16 protein-coding genes are annotated in these 20408 nt (G+C 64.7%); 11 read left to right on the top strand and 5 right to left on the bottom strand.

The window, feature by feature from the left end:
* Positions 1-44: 44 nt before the first annotated feature.
* Positions 45-899: a TIGR02569 family protein gene (locus FFI94_RS19755; protein ID WP_033231496.1), complete on the top strand. Its 855-nt coding sequence runs from the start codon at positions 45-47 to the stop codon at positions 897-899.
* Between the two features lie 21 nt (positions 900-920).
* Here the strand turns inward: FFI94_RS19755 and FFI94_RS19750 are convergent, their stop codons facing one another.
* The gene (locus FFI94_RS19750; protein ID WP_138869322.1) at positions 921-1586 is read right to left on the bottom strand and encodes a FadR/GntR family transcriptional regulator; all 666 of its coding nucleotides are present in this window, start codon (positions 1584-1586) and stop codon (positions 921-923) included.
* Between the two features lie 91 nt (positions 1587-1677).
* On the opposite strand from FFI94_RS19750, the gene FFI94_RS19745 reads away from it, so the two are divergent.
* From FFI94_RS19745 to FFI94_RS19710, 8 genes are all read left to right on the top strand, one after another.
* Complete coding sequence (locus FFI94_RS19745) at positions 1678-2907, top strand: CynX/NimT family MFS transporter (RefSeq protein ID WP_138869321.1); 1230 nt, start codon at positions 1678-1680, stop codon at positions 2905-2907.
* Between the two features lie 115 nt (positions 2908-3022).
* Complete coding sequence (locus tag FFI94_RS19740; protein WP_138869320.1) at positions 3023-4423, top strand: nitrate/nitrite transporter; 1401 nt, start codon at positions 3023-3025, stop codon at positions 4421-4423.
* A 56-nt stretch (positions 4424-4479) separates the two neighbouring features.
* Positions 4480-6981, top strand: a complete 2502-nt coding sequence (gene nirB, locus FFI94_RS19735; RefSeq protein WP_138869319.1) for a nitrite reductase large subunit NirB — start codon at positions 4480-4482, stop codon at positions 6979-6981.
* Positions 6982-7071: 90 nt separating this feature from the next.
* Positions 7072-7467: a nitrite reductase small subunit NirD gene (nirD, locus tag FFI94_RS19730; protein ID WP_138869318.1), complete on the top strand. Its 396-nt coding sequence runs from the start codon at positions 7072-7074 to the stop codon at positions 7465-7467.
* Positions 7464-8603 (top strand): uroporphyrinogen-III synthase, encoded by a 1140-nt coding sequence (locus tag FFI94_RS19725; protein WP_138869317.1) that lies wholly within the window; start codon positions 7464-7466, stop codon positions 8601-8603. The genes nirD and FFI94_RS19725 overlap by 4 nt, the downstream gene beginning before the upstream one ends.
* On the top strand, positions 8569-9285 hold the full coding sequence (locus FFI94_RS19720; RefSeq protein WP_260684213.1) for a sirohydrochlorin chelatase: 717 nt from the start codon (positions 8569-8571) through the stop codon (positions 9283-9285). Before FFI94_RS19725 ends, FFI94_RS19720 begins: the two co-directional genes overlap by 35 nt.
* A gap of 38 nt (positions 9286-9323) precedes the next feature.
* Entirely contained in the window at positions 9324-9902 is a 579-nt protein-coding gene (locus tag FFI94_RS19715; protein WP_138869316.1) for a hypothetical protein, read from the top strand.
* Positions 9899-10294 carry a hypothetical protein gene (locus FFI94_RS19710; RefSeq protein ID WP_138869315.1) on the top strand — a complete coding sequence of 132 codons (396 nt, stop codon included), beginning with the start codon at positions 9899-9901 and terminating at the stop codon, positions 10292-10294. Before FFI94_RS19715 ends, FFI94_RS19710 begins: the two co-directional genes overlap by 4 nt.
* Before the next feature lie 2 nt (positions 10295-10296).
* On the opposite strand, the gene FFI94_RS19705 is transcribed toward FFI94_RS19710, so the two are convergent.
* The 3 genes from FFI94_RS19705 to FFI94_RS19695 are packed head-to-tail and all read right to left on the bottom strand — an operon-like array spanning position 10297 to position 13180.
* Positions 10297-12048 carry an NTP transferase domain-containing protein gene (locus tag FFI94_RS19705; RefSeq protein WP_138869314.1) on the bottom strand — a complete coding sequence of 584 codons (1752 nt, stop codon included), beginning with the start codon at positions 12046-12048 and terminating at the stop codon, positions 10297-10299.
* A 14-nt stretch (positions 12049-12062) separates the two neighbouring features.
* Entirely contained in the window at positions 12063-12362 is a 300-nt protein-coding gene (locus tag FFI94_RS19700; protein WP_138869313.1) for an MGMT family protein, read from the bottom strand.
* Between the two features lie 41 nt (positions 12363-12403).
* Positions 12404-13180, bottom strand: a complete 777-nt coding sequence (locus tag FFI94_RS19695; protein WP_138869312.1) for an alpha/beta fold hydrolase — start codon at positions 13178-13180, stop codon at positions 12404-12406.
* A 63-nt stretch (positions 13181-13243) separates the two neighbouring features.
* Between FFI94_RS19695 and FFI94_RS19690 the strand changes: the two genes are divergently transcribed.
* Together FFI94_RS19690 and FFI94_RS19685 are read left to right on the top strand one after the other, a co-directional pair.
* Positions 13244-16588: an ATP-dependent DNA helicase gene (locus FFI94_RS19690; RefSeq protein WP_138869311.1), complete on the top strand. Its 3345-nt coding sequence runs from the start codon at positions 13244-13246 to the stop codon at positions 16586-16588.
* A complete protein-coding gene (locus tag FFI94_RS19685) occupies positions 16589-19966 on the top strand; it encodes an ATP-dependent DNA helicase (protein WP_138869310.1) in 3378 nt (1125 codons plus the stop codon). It abuts the gene before it with no gap.
* Here the strand turns inward: FFI94_RS19685 and FFI94_RS19680 are convergent.
* Positions 19963-20376: a hypothetical protein gene (locus FFI94_RS19680; RefSeq protein WP_138869309.1), complete on the bottom strand. Its 414-nt coding sequence runs from the start codon at positions 20374-20376 to the stop codon at positions 19963-19965. The genes FFI94_RS19685 and FFI94_RS19680 overlap by 4 nt on opposite strands.
* Positions 20377-20408: the final 32 nt, after the last annotated feature.

Below are 20408 nucleotides of genomic sequence, written 5' to 3'. Positions count from 1 at the left end.
TGCCTTGCGCCGCGTACCGGGTTCGCACCGGTAGCGTTGGGGTGGTGAGCACAGGCCAACCTCCCCAGCACGTGTGCTCCACCTTCGGCCTCCGCGAAGTTGAGCCCATCCCACTCGGTGCGGATTGGGACGGCGGTTGGCTGTGTGGAGACGTCGTCCTCTCTGCTGTCGCGGATCATGCGCGCGCGGCCTGGTCGGCAAAAGTGCGTGAGAATCTCGAAGTCGACGGGGTGCGTCTGGCCCGTCCGGTCCGTTCCACTGACGGTCGATACGTCGTATCGGGCTGGCGTGCAGACACTTTCATCGTCGGAACGCCTGAACCACGGCACGACGAGGTTGTCTCCATGTCGTGCCGGCTCCACGCCGCTACGGCGTCGCTGGAGCGTCCACGGTTCCTCGCCCAGCCGCCTGTCCCGCCGTGGGCCGAGGTCGACGTGTTTGTCGCCGCCGACCGCGCGGCCTGGGAAACGGTTCCGCTGAGAATTGCGAAGGGCGTCGAGCAGCTCGAGTCGCCGACACCCGATGGACGGAAGAGCCTCGAACTGATCGCGGGCCTTGCCACGCTCCGTAAACCGGTTCAGAGTCCCGACCAATTGGTGCACGGTGACCTGTTCGGCACCGTTCTGTTCTCGGGCAGCATGGCGCCCGGAATCACCGACATCACGCCGTACTGGCGACCGGCGGCCTGGGCCGCAGCTGTTGCGGTTGTCGACGCCATATCGTGGGGCGGCGCCGACGAGGCTCTGGTGGGTCGGTGGGAGGATCTGCCGGAGTGGCCGCAGATGCTGCTTCGCGCCGTGATGTTCCGCTTGGCCGTTCATGTGCTGCACCCCCGGTCGACGGCGGACGCGTTTCCCGGTCTGGCCCGCACCTCCGATATCGTCCGGTTGCTTCTCTAGCTCGAGTTCTCTAGCTCGAGCTCAGCCGAAGTCGGCGACCAGGCCTTCGAAAAGATCGCGCGCTGCATCCGAGGCGGCCCGAGCGTCGCCAGCGATGACCGCCGCCACGAGGTTTTGGTGCCGGCTGTGGAATCCCTCTCCGGTGGCGTCGATGTGCTGATGGATCGTTGATTCGATGACGGGAAGCAGGGAGTCGTAGAACTCCAGGTACACCACATTGTGGCTGGCCGCGACAATCGCGCGGTGTAGTGCCGCGTCGGCGACGGCGGCCGCTGTGGTGTCGTGACCCTCCCAGGTGGCTGCCCGGACCGCGAGCAGGCGTGTCAGCTCGGCGACGTCGTCGTCTGTGCGCCGGGCGGCCGCTAGCGTCGCCGCGGTGATATCGAGTGCTCGCCGGAGTTCGAGTACGTCGCGCTCGTGCGCTCCGGCGAAGTAGTTGCCGAGGGTGCTTCCCAGATCGGAGAGTGCGACAACGTAGGTTCCCGAGCCTTGTCGGCGCTCGAGCATGCCCGCGTGGACCAGTGCCTGCACGGCCTCGCGCACGGTGTTGCGCCCGGTGCCCGTCAGTTCCGTCAGTTCGGGTTCGGTGGGGATCCTCGTTCCGACGGGCCACGTTCCGCTCCGTATTTCGTCGCGGAGTTGTTCGGTGACCTGTGAGATGAGGCTGGCGCGTCGAACGGGTTGCACGTGGTGTTCCTCGGTTTCCGGGTGACTGAGCGGTGGTGACGCTAGATTATCTCCCTTGTGTCATTTCGTCCGGTCATCCTATGATTTCTCGGTGACTGCTCAACTGGAGAGAACAGAACCCCGCTCGCTCGTCAAAGGCCGTGTGCTCGTCTTCGCTGCCATTGCCATGTCTGCGCTCGTACTTCGCCTTGCGGTGACGTCGTTCTCTCCGCTCGCATCGCAGATCCAGGACGAGTTCGGTTTTTCCGGTTCTGTGGTCGGCGTCTTCGGGATGGTGCCGACGGCTATGTTCGCCGCCTTCGGTCTCATCACGCCGGCCCTGGCGAAGCGGCTCGGTCTCGAACGTACCGCGTTGATTGCCATGATCATGGCGGCGGTCGGAATGCTGTTGCGCGCCATGATGTCTCAAACCTGGTCGTTGCTGGCCCTGTCGGCTCTCGCGCTGGCGGGTATGGGTATCGGCAACGTCGTGATCCCACCGTTGGTCAAGCGGTACTTCTCCGATCGCCTTGCCACCATGAGTTCGGTCTACATCGTGGCCGTGCAGATCGGCACCATCGTTCCGGCCTTTGTCGCGGTTCCCGTGGCCGACGCCTTCGGATGGAGATTCTCCATCGGATGGTGGGCTGCCTTCGGATTTGCCGCCGCCGTTCCGTGGTTGATCACTCTGGCACGCTCGCGCAACGCCGACGCAGAAACGGTTGTGGCACCGGTCGCCGACGCGAGTCGCCGCGGTCAGGTGTGGCGTTCACCCGTTGCCTGGGGGATGGCAGGCATGTTCGGTATGACGTCGCTGATCACCTACTCGATGTTCACGTGGATCCCGTCGATCCTCGGCGACGCCGGCGCCAGTGATGCCTTCGGTGGAACCATGGTCGGTGTTTTCTCGGTGATGGGTCTGGTCTCGGCCTTCGGTGCGCCGACGCTCTGCGCCCGGATCGCCAATCCGTTCCCCGTAGTGATCGCGTGTGCTGCTTGTTATCTCATCGGCTTTGCCGGCCTGTACTTTGCGCCGATGGCCGCACCGATCGTCTGGGTGGTTGTCCTGGGCCTTGGTCCGAGCACCTTCCCGATGGCGCTGACACTGATCAACCTCCGTACGCGTTCGCACGTCGGATCATCGGCGTTGTCCGGCTTCACTCAGGGCATCGGTTACACGGTGGCCTGCCTTGGACCGTTGCTGTTCGGCGTGTTTCACGACGCGACGGACGGCTATGCGGCGCCCTTCGGATTGCTCGTCGTTGCTGTCGTCGTGGTGCTGGTCGGCGCCTATCAGGCCTGCAAGCCGCGGATGCTCGAGGACTCCTGGCACGCTCGATAGTTCTCACACGAGGTCCTGTTACGGGGTGAGGATCAATTGACTTCTCGGTCACGGCGCGCAGCACCGGCGCAATAACCGTTTTCTACCTTTAGGTCTCCCACACATTCAGGAGGCCCTGGTGAGTCATTACATCGAGCATTGGGATGCAGAGGACGTCGACGCCTGGGAATCCGGCGGCAAGGACATCGCGAAGCGAAACCTGATCTGGTCAGTCGTAGCCGAACACGTCGGCTTCTCGATCTGGTCGATCTGGTCCGTCATGGTGCTGTTCATGCCCACAGAGATCTACGGCATCGACGCGGCCGGAAAGTTCTTCCTCGTCGCGGTTCCCACCTTGGTGGGTTCGATCCTCCGCATTCCATACACGGTCGCCACCGCGCGCTTCGGTGGTCGCAACTGGACAGTTATGAGTGCGCTGTTCCTTTTCATACCAACACTTCTCACGCTGTATCTGATGATGAACCCGGGTGCGTCGTACACCACCTTCATGTTGGTGGCGGCCACGGCCGGCATCGGCGGCGGTAACTTCGCGTCGTCGATGACCAACATCAACGCCTTCTACCCGCAGCGACTCAAGGGATGGGCGCTCGGTCTCAACGCAGGCGGCGGAAACATCGGTGTTCCGATGATCCAGCTGATCGGTCTGCTGGTGATCGCCACCGTCGGCAACCGCGCTCCGTGGATCGTGTGCGCTGTTTACCTCGTGTTCATCGCGGCGGCAGCGGTCGGCGCTGCACTGTTCATGGACAACCTGGGCAACCAGAAGTCGGACCTGCGTTCGATGGCCAAGGCGCTCAAGTTCTCCGAGTCCTGGGTGATCAGCTTCCTGTACATCGGTACGTTCGGCTCCTTCATCGGATTCAGCTTCGCCTTCGGTCAGGTTCTGCAGATCAACTTCCTCGCCGGCGGTGCCACTCCGGCCGCGGCGGCGCTGCATGCAGCACAGATCGCGTTCATCGGACCGCTCCTCGGCTCGATCGCTCGCCCCCTCGGCGGCAAACTGGCCGACCGGATCGGCGGCGGCAAGATCACGATGTGGACGTTTGTCGCCATGGCATTCGCGGCATCGATCCTCGTGACGGCCGGAACGATGGACGACAACACCGCAGGCGTCGCAAGTGCCGGGATCATGGTGACGTTCGTTCTCGGGTTCATCGCCCTGTTCCTGCTCTCGGGTATCGGCAACGGATCCGTGTACAAGATGATCCCCGCGATCTTCGAGGCGAAGGCTCAGAGCTTCGACCACATGGATCGGGCCGAAAAGGCAACGTGGTCGCGCAGCATATCCGGTGCGCTCATCGGATTTGCCGGTGCGGTAGGCGGTTTGGGCGGTGTCGGCATCAACCTGGTGCTGCGCGCGTCGTACACCAGCCCCGCCAAGTCGGCCACCATGGCGTTCTGGGTGTTCCTCGCCTTCTACATCGCCTGCATCGCGGTGACCTGGTTCGTCTTCCTGCGCAAGCCGTCCACGCTGACCACAGACGTCGACGACGTGAAGGTTTCAGTCACAGCCTGACGATCGGCCCGCACAATCTCGAGAACTCCCTCGTTACCTTTGGAAGTAGGCGCGTCATGAGCAAATCGGTAGTTGTCATCGGACACGGAATGGTCGGACATCGCTTCGTCGAGGCACTACGTTCGCGCGACGAGGCAAACGTCTGGTCGGTGACCGTACTCTGCGACGAACAGTACGCCGCCTACGATCGCGTCGGATTGTCTTCCTATGTGGGAGTGTGGGATCCGAAGGAATTGGCGCTGGCAGGCAACGACTACGTCGGTGACAGCCTGGTCGATCTCCGGGTGGGGGAGGGTGCGCTCTCGATCGACAAGGACGCACGAACGGTCACGACAACGGCCGGCAACACGATCTCCTACGACGCGCTGGTGATGGCAACCGGTTCGTACCCCTTTGTTCCGCCGGTGCCCGGCCATGACGGCGACGGATGCTTTGTCTACCGGACCCTCGACGACCTGGACGGTATCCGGGCCGCAGCAGAGAAGGCAGGCCCAGGCGCTGTCGGCGTAGTAGTGGGCGGCGGTCTGCTCGGGCTGGAGGCCGCAAATGCGCTCTCGCTCATGGGAATGACGGCACACGTCGTCGAGCACAACGCGCGCCTGATGCCGATGCAGGTCGACGAGGGTGGCGGTGCTTTGCTCGCTCGGCTCGTCACCGAGTTGGGGCTCACCGTCCACACCGGCGTCGGTACGGCCGGAATCTCACAGTCCGACAACGGAGTTGTGGTCGAACTGTCCGACGGCTCCACTATCGACGCGTCGTTGCTCGTCTTCTCCGCCGGAGTCCGTCCGCGCGATCAGCTGGCCCGCGACGCCGGCATCGCAGTCGGTGAGCGCGGCGGTATCCTGACCGACCTAGGTTGCGTGACGTCGGACGGACACGTCTATGCAGTCGGTGAATGTGCTGCGGTAGAGGGCCGTTGCTACGGTCTGGTCGCTCCCGGCTACACGACGGCCGAGATCGTCGCCGACCGTCTGCTCGGCGGCGGCGCAGATTTCCCCGGTGCCGACATGTCCACCAAGCTCAAGCTCATGGGCGTCGACGTCGCCAGCTTCGGTGATGCCATGGCCACCTCGCCCGGTGCTCTCGAAGTTGTTCTCAGCGACGCAGCCAAGGGAACGTACGCCAAGCTCGTCGTTTCGGACGACGCGAAGATCCTGCTCGGCGGCATTCTTGTCGGTGACGCGTCAGCCTACGCGTCACTGCGCCCACTGGTCGGTCGCGAATTGCCCGGCGACCCAGCGGCATTGATTTCGCCCGCGGGGGAGAAGCCGGGTGCGGGATCGCTGCCGGACGACGCCGAGGTGTGCTCGTGCAACGGAGTGACCAAGGGTGCCATCTGCGGTGCGATTGCGGCGGGCGCGTGCGACATCGCGTCGGTGAAGGCGTGCACCAGCGCAGGAACCACCTGTGGCGGTTGCCTTCCGACTGTCAAGCAGTTGCTCGCCGATTCCGGCGTCGTGATGTCGAAGGCGCTCTGCGAGCACTTCGCGCAGTCGCGGGCAGAGCTGTTCCAGATCGTGCAGTCGACGCAAACCCGAACGTTCTCGGCTCTGATTTCCAAGTACGGCAAGGGTTCCGGTTGCGACATCTGCAAGCCCGTCGTCGCGTCGATCCTGGCATCCACGGATTCCGATCACATCCTCCACCGTCAGCAGGCGTCGTTGCAGGACACCAACGACCACTTCCTGGCCAACATTCAGAAGAACGGTACGTACTCGGTCGTGCCGCGCATGCCCGGCGGTGAGGTCACCGGGGAACAGCTCATCGTGATCGGTGAGGTAGCGCGCGATTTCGGTCTGTACACCAAGGTGACCGGCGGCCAGCGCATCGATCTGTTCGGCGCTCGGGTCGAGCAGTTGCCGGCAATCTGGAAGCGCCTGGTCGATGCAGGAATGGAGTCGGGGCAGGCGTACGGCAAGTCCCTGCGAACGGTCAAGAGTTGCGTCGGGTCGAGCTGGTGCCGCTACGGCGTTCAGGACTCGGTGGGAATGGCCGTCGACCTCGAGAACCGCTATCGCGGTCTTCGCTCGCCGCACAAGATCAAGTTCGGCGTCTCGGGATGTGCCCGCGAATGTGCGGAAGCCCGCGGCAAGGACGTCGGTGTCATCGCGACGGAGAACGGTTGGAATCTGTATGTGGGTGGCAACGGCGGACAGTCTCCCAAACACGCTCAGTTGCTCGCTGGTGGCCTCGACGACGTCACCTTGGTCAAGTACATCGACCGCTATCTCATGTTCTACATCCGCACCGCTGATCGCCTTCAGCGCACCGCGCCGTGGGTGGATTCGCTCGACGGTGGGCTCGACCACCTCAAGTCCGTGATTTGCGAGGACAGTCTGGGTATCGGCGAGGAACTCGAGGCGTTGATGGCCAAGCACGTCGAGGGCTACCAGGACGAATGGGCTGGTGTACTGGGTGATCCGGAGAAGTTGTCGCGGTTCGTCTCGTTTGTCAACGCGCCGGAAGAAGCCGACCCGACGGTTGTGTTCGACGTGACCGGAGTGCGCAAGGTTCCCGTCCTGATGGGTATGCCGAGCATCCCCACGCGCCGGTAATCGCTGCGTAACCCGTGGGTAACACGGGGTCCGTACAAACTAAGACAAGAACCCGTGCGACGCGCTCGCCGGATCGACAGGAGGACTTCGATGAGTGTCATCGATGCACAGATCGCCAAGCTGGATTCCGAACGACTGGAATGGACTTCGGCGTGCCCACTGAGTCATCTCATCCCGGGACGCGGGGTTGCAGTGCTGCTCCGCGGCGGTGAGCAGGTGGCGCTGTTCCTCCTCGAGGACGGCACCTTGCGGGCCGTCGGCAACTTCGATCCGTACGGACGCGCATCGGTGATGTCGCGAGGACTCGTCGGAGACCGTGACGGTGAACCGATCGTGGTGTCGCCGTTGCTCAAGCAGGCGTTCTCGCTGATCGACGGCCGGGCACTCGACGACGAGTCGGTGTCGCTTCCGGTGTACGAGATCAGAGTCTGGGCCGGCGTCGTGCAGGTGCACAGCACTATTCGGGCTGTCGAATCCGTCTCGTGATTGACAACATGCCACTGGCGGGGTTCACGGTCGGGATCACGGCATCGCGCCGTGCCGATGAATTTGCGATGCTGCTGACCCGTCGGGGAGCGGAAGTGGTGCACGCTCCGGCTATCCGCATCATCCCGCTCGCCGACGACCGCGAATTGGAACGGGTGACGCGGCAGATTATCGCGAGTCCACCCGAGGTGGTTGTTGCCACGACCGGCATCGGATTCCGTGGTTGGCTCGAAGCTGCGGACGGGTGGGGTGAAGCCGAGAATCTCTCCGCCGCACTCAATTCGGCACGACTACTGGCCCGCGGACCCAAAGCAAAGGGTGCGATTCGGGCAGCGGACCTGCGCGAAGAATGGTCTCCGGCATCCGAATCCTCGGCTGAAGTACTCGAACATCTGCTGGCCGAGGGAGTTTCGGGAAAGGTAGTTGCCGTCCAGCTACACGGCGCGACTACGGAATGGGAACCGATCCCCGATTTCTGCCAGGTGCTGCGTGACGCGGGTGCCCAGGTCATCGCAGTCCCGGTCTATCGCTGGGAACCGCCGGAAGATCCGACACTGCTCGACCGGATGATCGACGCCATCGCGTCGTCCGCAATCGATGCCGTCAGTTTTACCAGTGCACCGGCGGTTGCGTCGATCCTGATGCGCGCGGATACGACGGGGCGACTCGACACCATTCTCGATGCCATGCGCGGACCGGTAACAGCGGTGTGTGTCGGGCCGGTGACTTCGGCGCCGCTGGAGGCATTGCACGTTCCGACCACAGCGCCGGCTCGGGCCCGTCTTGGCGCTCTGGCGAGACACATCGTCGACGAACTTCCGCAGCGTGCCAACCGGATTCAGGCCGGCGACCACGAAATCAGTATCCGCGGTGGCTGTGTTGTCGTGGACGGAGAAGTCCGAGCAGTCTCACCGGCGGGTATGTCGCTCATGCGATCCCTCGGGGCGAGGCCGGGGCACGTCGTCTCGCGAGCCGAACTGTTGGCCGCCCTTCCGGGAAGCGGAGACGACACACACGCCGTCGAAACCGCCGTCGCACGCCTGCGTGCGTGCCTCGGCGCTCCCAAAGCCGTTCAAACCGTTGTGAAACGAGGTTATCGTCTTGCGCTCGATCCCACCGAATACGCCGAACTCTAGCGACGTCCTGGTTCTGGTCGCCCACGGCACACGTAGTGCGAAGGGCGTGGAAATGGTTGCCGCACTGGCCGAAGCGGTCAGTGCCCGGGTAGGGACAACTCGGGTGGCCTTTGTCGACGTCCTGGGTCCGTCGCCGTCGGAGGTTCTCCGCGATATTCCCGGCCGGGCCATTTTGGTACCCGCGTTCCTGGCGTCGGGATATCACGTGCACACCGACGTACGACGCGAGGTGGAAGAAAGTGGGCACAGGGGCGTCACGGTGACGCCCGCACTCGGTCCCGATCCCGCGTTGGCCGGCGTCCTGATGCGGCGGTTGCGTGATGCCGGATGGCGCAGCGGCGATGCGATAGTCCTTGCCGCAGCCGGTTCTTCCGATTCGCGCGCGCTCCGCGACGTCGAGCGCGCCGCACTGATGTTGGCGGAACAGGCCGACATGCGGGTCGATATCGGGTACATCGCAACCGGGACACCCAAGGTTGCGGATGTTGTTGCAGCGGCGCGGGTTCGCGGTGCGCGCCGAGTGTTCATCGCGTCGTATCTTCTTGCTCACGGTTTGTTTCACGAACGTCTTGGTGCGGCCGGCGCCGACGGCGTCACCGAACCTCTCGGTGTTGATCCCGGCGTCGTGGACCTTGTGGTCAACCGGTATTCGGCCGCTCGCCGCGGCGTAGTGGTGATCTGAGGTCGTTCAGGTACAGGCCGTTCGGGTATCCTGCCGTCATGTTGTCGGGTAGGTGGAAGCGGCATTCGACGGTGTGGATGGTGGGAGCCGGCCTGACTGCGGCGACTCTGAGCGGATGCATCGGTGCGGTGGATCGCGCTGATTTCGAACAAGAGATGCGTGAGCGTGGCGGTGGGATGACCACCGCTTTGGTCGACGACGGATTTCGGCAACTCGCCGAGCACTACCAGGTGAATTCTCTGGCGGTGACGAGCATCGACATCAGCCCGGACACGACTATGGGTGTCACCGTGCGTGATCCAGATAATCTCGATCAGCTCGACAGATTCAACTTCGACGGCGCCAGGCTCGGTGACCCGAGCCCGGTGATGGTCAGCGTGACCGACGATCTCGACGCGCGATCGTTCACCCTGGACGAGATTCCGGCCCTGCGCAACGTCGAGATGCTGGTCGACGACGCACTCGCGAATAGTGCTCTCGAGGATGGTGAGGTCACCGGAATCTCCGTGAGCAGAACTGAATCCGTCCACGCGGCGGTGCTGGTCGAGTCACCCCGCAGTCGTGTCCTGGTGGTCTTCGATCCGTCAGGAACACCGACGATGGTGCAGCCGCTGTGAGCCGGCGCCTCGGAACGGTGTTCATCTCCACCGTCGTTGTTGTCGTGGTGGCGATTTTTGTCGCCCTGATCTCGTCGGTGATCTGGCCCGGCCAAGTTGCACACCTGGCACCACTGTTCTGCGCGGACCCGGCGCCGACGGGCATGGTTATTTCCGACACCTTTGCCACCGACGACGGCACGTCGACCAACTTCACGCTGTACTGCGTCGGCGCGCGCGGTCAATCCGTGGACGCCGGTTGGTTGCAACCATTCCTGGTGTTGTGGGGTGTGTACTCGTTGTTGCTCGGCGCGATTGTCACAATGAGTGTGCTGTATGCGGTGTTACTCCGCAGACGCAACCGGAGCACCGCGCCCACGCTGTACCAGGGTACGTCATACCGGGAATGGTGACCTCATCCCAGCAGTACAAGTTCGGCAACGACATTGTCGGGTGCAGATGCGGGCACAAGTGCAAACGCTGCCCTGCCGATCAAACCCGCCAGATGCGAGGTTCGTACCGAAGGATCTGCGTGCCAGCGGCCGTCATCGATCTGCGTCACCGGAAGTAACCGCAAAGCATCTGAGCTGACTTGGGAGGCATTCGCGACAACGCCGAGCAACGGCGGCACGGGAGTTCGCCCGGTGAGCGCACTGACAATGGTAGGCAGCATCGTCAACAACGTCGTGACTGCCGCATAGGGATTACCGGGGAGGCCGAGAACCACTTTTCCGGTGGGCAGGACTGCCGTGATCTGTGAACCGCCGGGACGCGACGCGACCCGGCCGACAACAATTCGGGCACCGAGACGGTCTAACGCGGAACGCATTTCGTCGGCAGCGCCGCCGCCTGTCGCACCGACGATCACGATGAGATCGGCGTTGTCGTCAGCTGCGAGGGTGTTCGCGAAACCGTCGGCGGTGTCGCGTAAATGGGTGTCGGAGATGCACGTCGCACCGCATCGCTCGAGCAGAAGGGGAAGGATGCCGCCGATGGAATCACGCGTCTGGCCTTCGCGCAGCGGTCCGTCTCGGCGGATTTCGTCACCGGTTGTCACGACCCGCGCACGCACCGGACCGCGAACCGCGCCTTCGACAACTTCTCCGCTGGTGGCTGCCGAAACGGTTACCGGTGTCACCGGTGTACCGGCCGGTGCGATGGTGAAACCGACGGTCCAGTCTTCGCCCTGGGGTCGAGCGTCGTTGCGTAGCGGCGTGTTCGGTAGCAGCGTCAACCGCGGGGGAGTGTCCTCGGCGACCACGTGTTCGTCTCGGACTACTGCGCTGGCGCCGGTCGGAAGGTGCGCTCCCGTCGCAATGCGGATCGCTTCACCGTCTGCCAATTCAAGTGTGGCGTCGGCGCCGGCGACGCGGATTTCCTGGCGGATCCGCCAGGGGCCGTCACCTGCGACGGCATAGCCGTCCATCGCGGAGACGGGCGATCGCGGTAGATCGCCCTGTGCGACAAGGGGTTCGGCCAGTGCGGCGCCCAGACTCTCTGCTAGCACGGCTCGGCGGGGGCGCAGGGGTGTGAGCGACTCCAGAATCGCGGCGCGGGCCTCGGTGATTGTCAGTCGAGGTAGCTCCCGCGCCCGTTCGAGATCCTCGGGAGTATCACAATCGGCTGTGCCGCTTACCTGAAGTGTCGAGAATCCTGGGGTCAGTATCTTTTTCATCGGCTGATTGTCGAGGCCTTCGCGTTCGCGCAGTGCTGCGATGCGGTCGCGAAGTTCATGGAATAGCCACGCGGACAACAGAAATTGTGTTCGGTTGTTCTCGTCGACGGCGCACGTCACCGGGTTATCGGGTGGGGCGGTGTCGAGAGTATCCACGAGGGCGTCGACGACGCCGCGACTGATCTGCGGCAGATCGGCTGCCAGGACGACCACTACTGCGTCGTCGGGTAGATCGACGGCATTGAGTCCGGCCCAGAGTGCGGCTACCGGCCCGGTGCCGATCGGTGACTCCTGGGTTTGCACGACCCCGGCGTCGAGGTCCCCGCGATGCGGTCCGACCACCACCGTGGTGCCTAAATGTGCTGTGGCAGCGAGCGCAATGTCGAGTAGACGGCGGCCGTGCACCACAAGTCCGGGTTTGTCGACACCACCCATCCGGGTGCCGCGCCCGCCGGCAAGTATCAGCGCACACGTGGGCGGATGGGCGGTCATGAGTCCATGCTGCCCTACGGGAAGGTGTGCCGTGCGCGCGACATGTCGATCCGGCCGTCCTTGATCGGCACGCCTTCCAATTCCAACTTCGCAATCTGGCGATGGGCCAGGTGCGCTGCGGGTTTGCCGGATGCACCCAGAACCCGATGCCAGGGGAGATCGGAGGAGTCGGTACGCATGATCCACCCGACCGTTCGTGGGCTGGAAAGCCCTACGGCGTCGGCGATGTCGCCGTAGGTGGCGACAAATCCGGAGGGAATGGATGCGACGAGTCGGCGGACCTCTTCGATCTGTTCGTCCGTGGTGGCTGCCATGGTGTGCCTCTCGGTGCAAGGGTCAGAGCAAGCAGTGAGGGTCAGAGCAATGTGCGGATCAGGGCCGCAACCTCGTCGGCGCGCACGTGCGGCACCATGTGGTCGCAGTCGAACTCCACGCTGGTCAGGTGCGGGCCGAGGTGTTCGGTCATTGCCGCCCGGAACTCGTCGGTGACGTAAGGCGGTTGCACTTTCATGGCTTGGACGATCACCGTTGGCATGGAACTCGGCGGGAGCACCAGTGGCCGCGCGAGTTCTCCCCACGCGGTGACGACGGCGGGAGTGGAGAGTCGCCAGTTGACGCGTCCGTTGTCGAGGTGGATGAGATGTTCCTCGAATTCTTCGTCGAGGACTGCGGTGGGCACCTCGCCCCAGGAACCGTGAACTTTTTCCGAACGTGCCTCGGCGGCATCCGTGTAATCGGGGGAACCGATCGTGAGTTCGGCCACTCTGCCCATGAATTCCGGATCGAGTCCGATGGCAGGATCGAGCAACACCAAGCCGCGGACGCGCTCCGGCGCCGTCGCCGCAAGATGGAGTGCCACAGCGCCGCCGAACGAGTGGGCAACTATCAGGACCGGGCCGCGTGCATGCTCGTCCAGGGTATCGATCAGGCTGGCGACATGTGCCTCGATGTTCCACGGCGGAGCCCAGGTCGAGCGGCCGTGCCCACGCAGATCGGGAGCGATCCAGCGAGCGTCGGGAAGCTGATTCTCGGCCATCGACTGCCACCGTCGGCCGTGGCCGGTCAGACCGTGCAGCGAGAGTATCTCCGGCGCATCGGCCGGGCCGTACAGATAGGTGTGGAGTGCAGGCACAGGCCAATCTTGCCCGACGTGGGCAATGTGTGCCGTGTCGGTGCCCTCTGATGGAATGCCTGGGTGAGTGAGACGTTAGTGCGCACCAAGAACACCATCCCGCGGGCGCGGTTGGTGCATCGGGCCGCGCCCTCACTCGTTCCGCGGAAGTGGGACGATGCCGCTGCGCAGTTGTTCGCCGAGCCAGACGACGACCCGTTCATGCTGGCCTTCGGCGGTGCCCAGTGGAATCCCTGGCAAGTGCTGGGCGGTCCGGGAACGGGCAAGACGTCACTGCTGGTCGATCTTGCGGTGGCCAAGATTTCCGGCGGCGAAGATCCGGAATCCGTTCTGGTCCTCACGCAGTCGCGTCGGGCGGCAACAGCGGTGCGTGAACAGATCACCGCAGGGCTCTTCGGGTTCGAACGCGAGCGTGGCCCGCAGGCAACTCGTGAACCGCTGGTCCGTACCGTGCACTCCTACGCGTTTGCCGTGCTGCGGTTGCAGGCAGCAGCGCACGGTAATGCTCCGCCGCGGTTGATCACCGGCGCCGAACAGGACGCGGTGTTGCGTGAGATGTTGCGCGGCGACATCGAGGACGGCGCGCAGTACTGGCCGGAGCGACTGAGGCCGGCGCTGGGCATGAACGGGTTTGCGGTCGAACTGCGCGATCTGATGTTGCGTGCCAACGAACGCGGCCTCGGACCGGAAGATCTGATCAAGCTCGGCAAGCGTAAAGGCCGTCCGGAATGGGTGGCTGCCGGCCGATTCGCCGAGGTCTACGAGCAGGGTGTTCTGTTGCGTGCATCCGTCGGCGTCGAGGCCCCGGAGGCAACCGCGCCGGCCCTTGATGCCGCAGAGTTGATCGGTGCCGCGCTCACTGCGTTTGCCACGGATCCCGAGTTGTTGCGATCCGAACGCGCCCGCATCCGTCACCTCCTGGTCGACGATGCTCAACATCTGGATCCGCAAGCCGCGCAGTTGGTTCGGCTGATCGGAACCGGAACGGCGACGACGGTCGTCGCCGGCGACCCGGATCAGTCCGTGTTCGGATTCCGCGGGGCCGATTCCCGTTTCCTCCTCGACCTGGCGGACAAGGGCGACGAGCGGGCAGTCATCCTGCCGACTACGCACCGCAACAACGCCGACGTCGCGGCAATTGCCGCGAAGATCGCCGCACGATTGCCCGGCAACCTTGCTCACCGCATTGCGGTACCCGCCGACCTGTCGGACGACAATCCCGGTCACGCGTCGGTTCGCGTCTTGGGCACCACGGCCAAGGAAGCGGCCGTCGTCGCGGACACGTTGCGGCGTGCGCACCTCCTCGACGGTATTGCGTGGTCGGACATGGCGGTCATCGTGCGTTCGGTTCCGCGTACCTTGGCTCCGCTGCGGCGCGCCTTGCTGGCGGCAGGCGTCCCCGTCACCACCGCAGCCACCGAACTGCCACTTGCCCGCCAGCACGGGGTGTCCGGGCTACTTCTGCTGCTGCGGGCTCTCGGGCGAGACGGGTTCACGGGCGACGACGCCTTGGCGCTCATGTCCGGCCCTGTAGGCGGCGCCGAACCCGTCACGCTGCGGCGGTTGCGTCGTGGTCTGCGCCGCATCGAACTTGCTTCGGGGAAGGATCGCGATTCCGCAGAACTGTTGCGGCTCATTCTGATCGACGAGGACCGCGCAGAATCCAAGCGGTTGACCGCCAAGCTCACCGACGTCGAATCCGCCGCGTTGAATCGTGTGCTGTCCGTGTTGCGTAAAGCCCGCGTGCCGCTCGATCGGGGGCTCGGCGTCGAGGAAGTTCTCTGGGCAGCGTGGCAGGCCACCGGGCTCGAACGCCGCTGGGCGGCCGCGTCGGCGCGCGGCGGCCCGATCGGCTCGCAGGCCGATCGCGACCTCGACGCAGTGGTTGCGCTCTTCGATGCCGCAGCCACCTACGTGGATCGGCTGCCACGTTCGCAGCTCGCGGGTTTTGTCGACTACCTCACCAGTCAGGAAATCCCCACCGATTCACGCTCGCGGTCGGTGATCGCGCCCGATGCTGTGACCGTCGTCAGTGCGCACGCAGCGGCCGGACGCGAATGGGCAGTTGTCGCGGTGGCCGGTGTTCAGGAAGGACTGTGGCCCAGCTTGCGGGCACGCGGTTCGCTTCTTCGGACCGAGGCGCTCATCGACCTGATCAACGGTGTCTCGGACGGCAGCGATTCCGCCGAGGAGCGGTTGTCGCGGACGGCTCCGCTGCTGGCCGAGGAGCGTCGGCTCTTCCTGGTGGCGTGCAGTCGGGCGCGCCGTCGATTATTGGTGACAGCCGTCGAATCCGCCTCGGGTGACACCGATCTGGTGCCGTCACGGTTTGTCGACGAGCTGCTGCGCGGTGATCAGTTCGATGACGACGGCACGGGTGAACCGGCCGTGCTTGCCCCCGAACCCGGCGACACCCGAGTGCTGTCCTTACCGGCGTTGGTTGCCCAACTGCGCAGTGTGGTGTGCGATCCGGATCTCGCCGCGGGCGATCCCGAGAAGCATGCGCGGGCGGCTCGCCAGTTGGCGCGTCTCGCCGCCGCGGGAGTGCGCGGCGCGCACCCCGATCAGTGGTACGGCACCAGCTCACCCAGCACCCTGGAACCGTTATGGCAGCCGGAGGACGGTCCGGTGGCACTCTCGCCGTCCACCATCGAGTTGCTCGAAACATGTCCGCTACGTTGGGTGTTCGAGCGTCATGGCGGTTCCGACGGAGACAACACGCATGCCATCGCGGGCACACTTGTCCACACTCTCGTGCAGGCGCTCGCGGGGCGTATTCCCCCGGATCAGGTCGAGAAAGCGCTCGAGAATGCCTGGGAATCCATCGATTTGGGTTCGCAGTGGTACTCGCGCCGCGAACTCAATCGCACTCGGGAAATGTTGGCTACGTTCACCGCCTGGATGAGCTCCACCCGCGGCGAACTCACCGAAGTGGGGGTGGAGGTCGCGGTCGAGGGAATCCTCGAGCCGCGCGAAGAAGGGGAACCGGCCGTCAAACTCCGGGGACGTATCGACCGACTCGAGCGCGACACCGAGGGGCGCCCCGTTGTCATCGATGTCAAGACTGCGCGAAACCCCGTCAGCAACGACGCGGCGCAGTCCCACGCGCAGTTGGCGGCCTATCAGGTGGCAGCAGCGGAAGGGGCGATAGCGGGTGAGCCGGCTACGCAACCGGGTGGGGCCCGGTTGGTATTCGTGGCGAAGTCCAACAAGAAAGACGGTGCAACGCAGCGTGTTCAGCCGCCGTTGACCGCCGAGGCCGTCGAGATGTGGCGTGATGTCATCCACAACGCCGCTGCGGCGACGCAGGGCCCGCAGTATCTGGCCAGGGTCAACGACGGATGCCGCCACTGCCCGGTGCGGTCCAGTTGTCCCGCCCATGACGAAGGACGGCAGGTGAGTTCCTAGATGCCATCCAAAGCGAGGCGACCCAAGATCAGCCCGGTCGATCTAGCGGTAGCTCTCGGTCAGCATCCGCCGACGCCGGAACAGGCAGCGGTCATTGCCGCACCACTGGGCCCGACGCTGGTGGTTGCAGGCGCCGGGGCCGGCAAGACCGAAACGATGGCAGCTCGCGTCGTCTGGCTGGTGGCCAACGGATTTGTCGACCCCGAGGCTGTGTTGGGCCTGACGTTCACCCGAAAAGCCGCGCAACAGCTCACCACTCGTATCCGCAAGCGCCTCGCGCGGCTGGCCGGTTCCGATGTTCTGCGCGCCCTCGACCCCACCGGTGGAGTGCGCGGACGGATCCTGGCCGGTGAACCCGAGGTCAGCACCTATCACGCGTACGCGGGCCGGTTGCTGTCCGAACACGGTCTGCTTCTGCCTATCGAACCGTCGGCGACACTTCTCTCGGAGACGGAACTGTGGCAGGTGGCGCACCGGGTTGTCAGCGGCTGGGATGGTGATCTCGATACCGACAAGAATCCCGGGTCGATCACCGAAACCGTTCTGGCACTTGCCGGTCAGCTTTCCGAGCATCTCGTCGACCCGGATCAATTGCGCGGCGCTCACGCGGAACTCGACGCGTTGATCCACACATTGCCTGCCGGCCCGAAGCAGCGCGGCGGGCCGAGCAAGGAACTGCTCGGATATCTCGACGTCCAGCACAAGCGCGTCGAACTCCTGCCGCTGGTAGCGAGGCTGTCCGAGACACTGCGGTGGGAAGGAGCCCTCGACTTCGGTAGTCAGATGTCGCTCTCCGCCCGCGTTGCGTCGGGGCACCCCGAAGTAGGAGAAGCGGAACGGAGCCGCTTCCGGGTGGTCCTTCTCGACGAGTATCAGGACACCGGTCACGCTCAGCGTGTGTTGCTGTCTTCGCTGTTCGGCGGCGGCACCGATGCTCGTCTGGCCTTGACGGCAGTCGGCGATCCGATGCAATCCATCTACGGGTGGCGCGGCGCATCGGCAGCCAACCTCCCGCGTTTTGCGTCGGATTTCCCACTCGCGAACGGAAACCCGGCCCCGACCCTCGAATTGCTGACCAGCTGGCGCAATCCCCCGGAGGCACTCGAACTTGCCAATCTCTCGTCGGCGCCGCTTCGTCGACGCGGGGTTGCCGTCAGCACATTGAAGGCCCGGCCGGGGGCAGTTGCCGGCGACGTCCGGCTCGCGTTGTTGCCTGACGTCGAGCAGGAACGGCTGTGGGTGGCGCAGAAAATTGCCGAGCAGTACGACGCGGCCCGCGCGGACAACCGGCCACCGCCCACCGCAGCAGTCCTGATCCGCCGCAATGCCGACGCCGCGCCGCTGGCCGAAGCACTGCGGGCAGCCGGCTTGCCGGTCGAGGTGGTTGGCCTCGGCGGACTCCTGCACACACCCGAAGTTGCCGACGTCATTGCGATGCTGCGGGTAGTAGCCGATCCGTTGGCGGGCAGTGCCGCGGTGCGCCTGCTGACCGGGGCGCGCTGGCAGATCGGCGCCAAGGACGTGGCGGCGCTGTCGAAGCGATCCCGGGAGCTCGCGATTTCCGCCGGCTACGGCACGGCCGGAGCCGTTACCGATTCGGCAGCGCTCGCCGAAGCCGTGCAGGATTCGCTGCCCGGTGAGCAGGCCGAGCAGGCAGGACTTGTCGACGCGATATCGGACCCTGGTCCGGCAGAGAACTATTCGGCACTCGGCTATGCGCGCATTGGCGCCGTGGCCGGTGAACTGGCGTCGTTGCGCGAGCGCATCGGACAACCGCTCACAGAATTGGTGGCAGAAGTCGAGCGGGTGCTCGGCATCGGAATCGAGGCAGGCGCGCGCACCCGGCTCGGTGTGCTGGGAACAGCCGGTCGCGAGCACCTCGACGCCTTTGCCGATGTTGTTGCCAACTACGCCACGCGGCCCACCTCGAATCTCACGGGAATGCTTGCTTTCTTTGCTGCCGCCGAACAGATCGAAAAGGGGCTGACGCCCGGCGAAGTGGAAGTCGCACCGGATCGGGTGCAGATTCTGACGGTGCACTCCGCGAAGGGCCTGGAATGGGAAGTGGTTGCCGTCCCGCACGTCAGTGACGGGGTGTTTCCATCGTCGACGGCATCCGGTTCGTGGCTGGGAGCGCTCGCAGAATTGCCGCCGTCGTTGCGCGGTGACCGTGCCGTCGACGCAGACTCGGCGGACGGTGTCCCCGTGCTCGATCTCGAGAATGTCTACAACCGCAAGGATCTGCAGAACGCGATCGACGCACACAAGCAGGCTCTCGGAGATCGTCGACTCGACGAGGACAGGCGACTGTTCTACGTTGCCCTCACACGAACCGAACGGGCACTGTTCATTTCGGCGCACCACTGGGCCGAGTCGGGAGCCGAGCCCAAGGGGCCGTCGGAGTTCCTGGCCGAATTGCACCAGACGGTTACCGAGACTCCGGGCATCGGAGTTGTCGAGACCTGGGCGCCGGACCCCGAGCCCGATACCGAGAACCCCTTGGCATCCACACCGAGAACTGCTCAGTGGCCACCGGATCCGCTCGGTTCACGGCGCGGAGCGGTGGAGGCCGGCGCGGCCGCGGTACTGGCAGAGTTGGCTAAACCGACTGCGACTGAGCCTTCCGAGGCTGAGCCCGACGAGCTGAAACCGGAAGACGACCCGGAGAACTGGGCATCGGATGTCACTGTGCTCCTGGCCGAGCGAGAGGCCCGCGCCAACGCACGTGCCGAAGTGATTCTCCCGGCGCAGCTTTCGGTCACACAGTTGGTCGACCTCAAAGCCGATCCCGATGAACTCGCGGCGCGTTTGCGTCGGCCGCTACCATATCCGCCCAACCCGCTGGCCCGGCGCGGCACCGCGTTCCATGCATGGATCGAGCGACGTTTCGGCGCAACGCGGTTGTTGGATCTGGACGAACTGCCCGGCGCCGCCGATACCGGAGCGGGCCCGGAGACTGATCTGGTCAAACTGCAGGATGCCTTCCTGCGTTCTCCGTGGGCCAACCGCAGCCCCGTCGAAGTGGAGGTTCCGTTCGAAACCTCCATTGCCGGAACGGTTTTGCGCGGCCGAATCGACGCGGTGTTCGCGGACTCGGACGGGGGGTGGACGGTCATCGACTGGAAGACCGGAGCCGAACCGTCCGCGGCCAACGAAGACGCCGTCGTGATGCAGTTGGCCGCCTACCGTGTGGCGTGGGGTGAATTGATGTCCGCGCGGGCCCGCGCGTCGGGACGGAAGGACGAGTTTCCACTGCACAAGGTTCGCGCGGCATTCCATTACGTGCGGACCGGGCGCACCATCTCGCCCGAGAACCTGCCGGACGGTGAAGCGCTGGCGCACCTCATCCGCACGGCAGGAGCCCGCGAGGAGAGCTAGCCCGCGTTCCGTCGCGCCTTGAGAGCTTCGGTCACCAAGGGGATTTGCACCGGAAGGCGCGCGATCGACCCCACCTTCTGGGCTGTGGACGTCTTGTTGCTGCGGCACCAGTCCACCGCCATCTGGATGTTGGCGGGGAACACTGCAACAAACAGCGCCGCTGCCAGACCGGCACCCAACCGGCGCGTCTTCGGAATCGCCAGGGCAGCCCCGATTGCCAGTTCTGCGACACCCGATACCTGGGTGTACGTGCGAGCTTCGCCGGGGAGTTGGCGTGGGACGGTGCTGTCGAAGAATGACGGGGCTACGAAGTGCATGGTTCCGGCGCCGAGCAACAAAACAGAGAGTCGAATTGCCGCGGCCTGGCTGGATGTCGTACTTTTCGAGGACGTCGTACTTTTCGAGGACATTGGCCTACCCTGCCTCACAGAGTCAGTCCGTG

The sequence above is a fragment of the Rhodococcus sp. KBS0724 genome (genome assembly GCF_005938745.2).
GTDB lineage: Bacteria > Actinomycetota > Actinomycetes > Mycobacteriales > Mycobacteriaceae > Rhodococcus_F.
This window is presented reverse-complemented; position numbering and strand designations above follow the sequence as displayed.

Bases quoted from the DNA above. Each gene is read 5' to 3' on its own strand.
- FFI94_RS19715 (WP_138869316.1), top strand. From the start codon at position 9,324: ATGTTGTCGGGTAGGTGGAAGCGGCATTCGACGGTGTGGATGGTGGGA.
- FFI94_RS19685 (WP_138869310.1), top strand. From the start codon at position 16,589: ATGCCATCCAAAGCGAGGCGACCCAAGATCAGCCCGGTCGATCTAGCG.
- FFI94_RS19705 (WP_138869314.1), bottom strand. From the start codon at position 12,048: ATGACCGCCCATCCGCCCACGTGTGCGCTGATACTTGCCGGCGGGCGC.
- nirD (WP_138869318.1), top strand. From the start codon at position 7,072: ATGAGTGTCATCGATGCACAGATCGCCAAGCTGGATTCCGAACGACTG.
- FFI94_RS19680 (WP_138869309.1), bottom strand. From the start codon at position 20,376: ATGTCCTCGAAAAGTACGACGTCCTCGAAAAGTACGACATCCAGCCAG.
- FFI94_RS19700 (WP_138869313.1), bottom strand. From the start codon at position 12,362: ATGGCAGCCACCACGGACGAACAGATCGAAGAGGTCCGCCGACTCGTC.
- nirB (WP_138869319.1), top strand. From the start codon at position 4,480: ATGAGCAAATCGGTAGTTGTCATCGGACACGGAATGGTCGGACATCGC.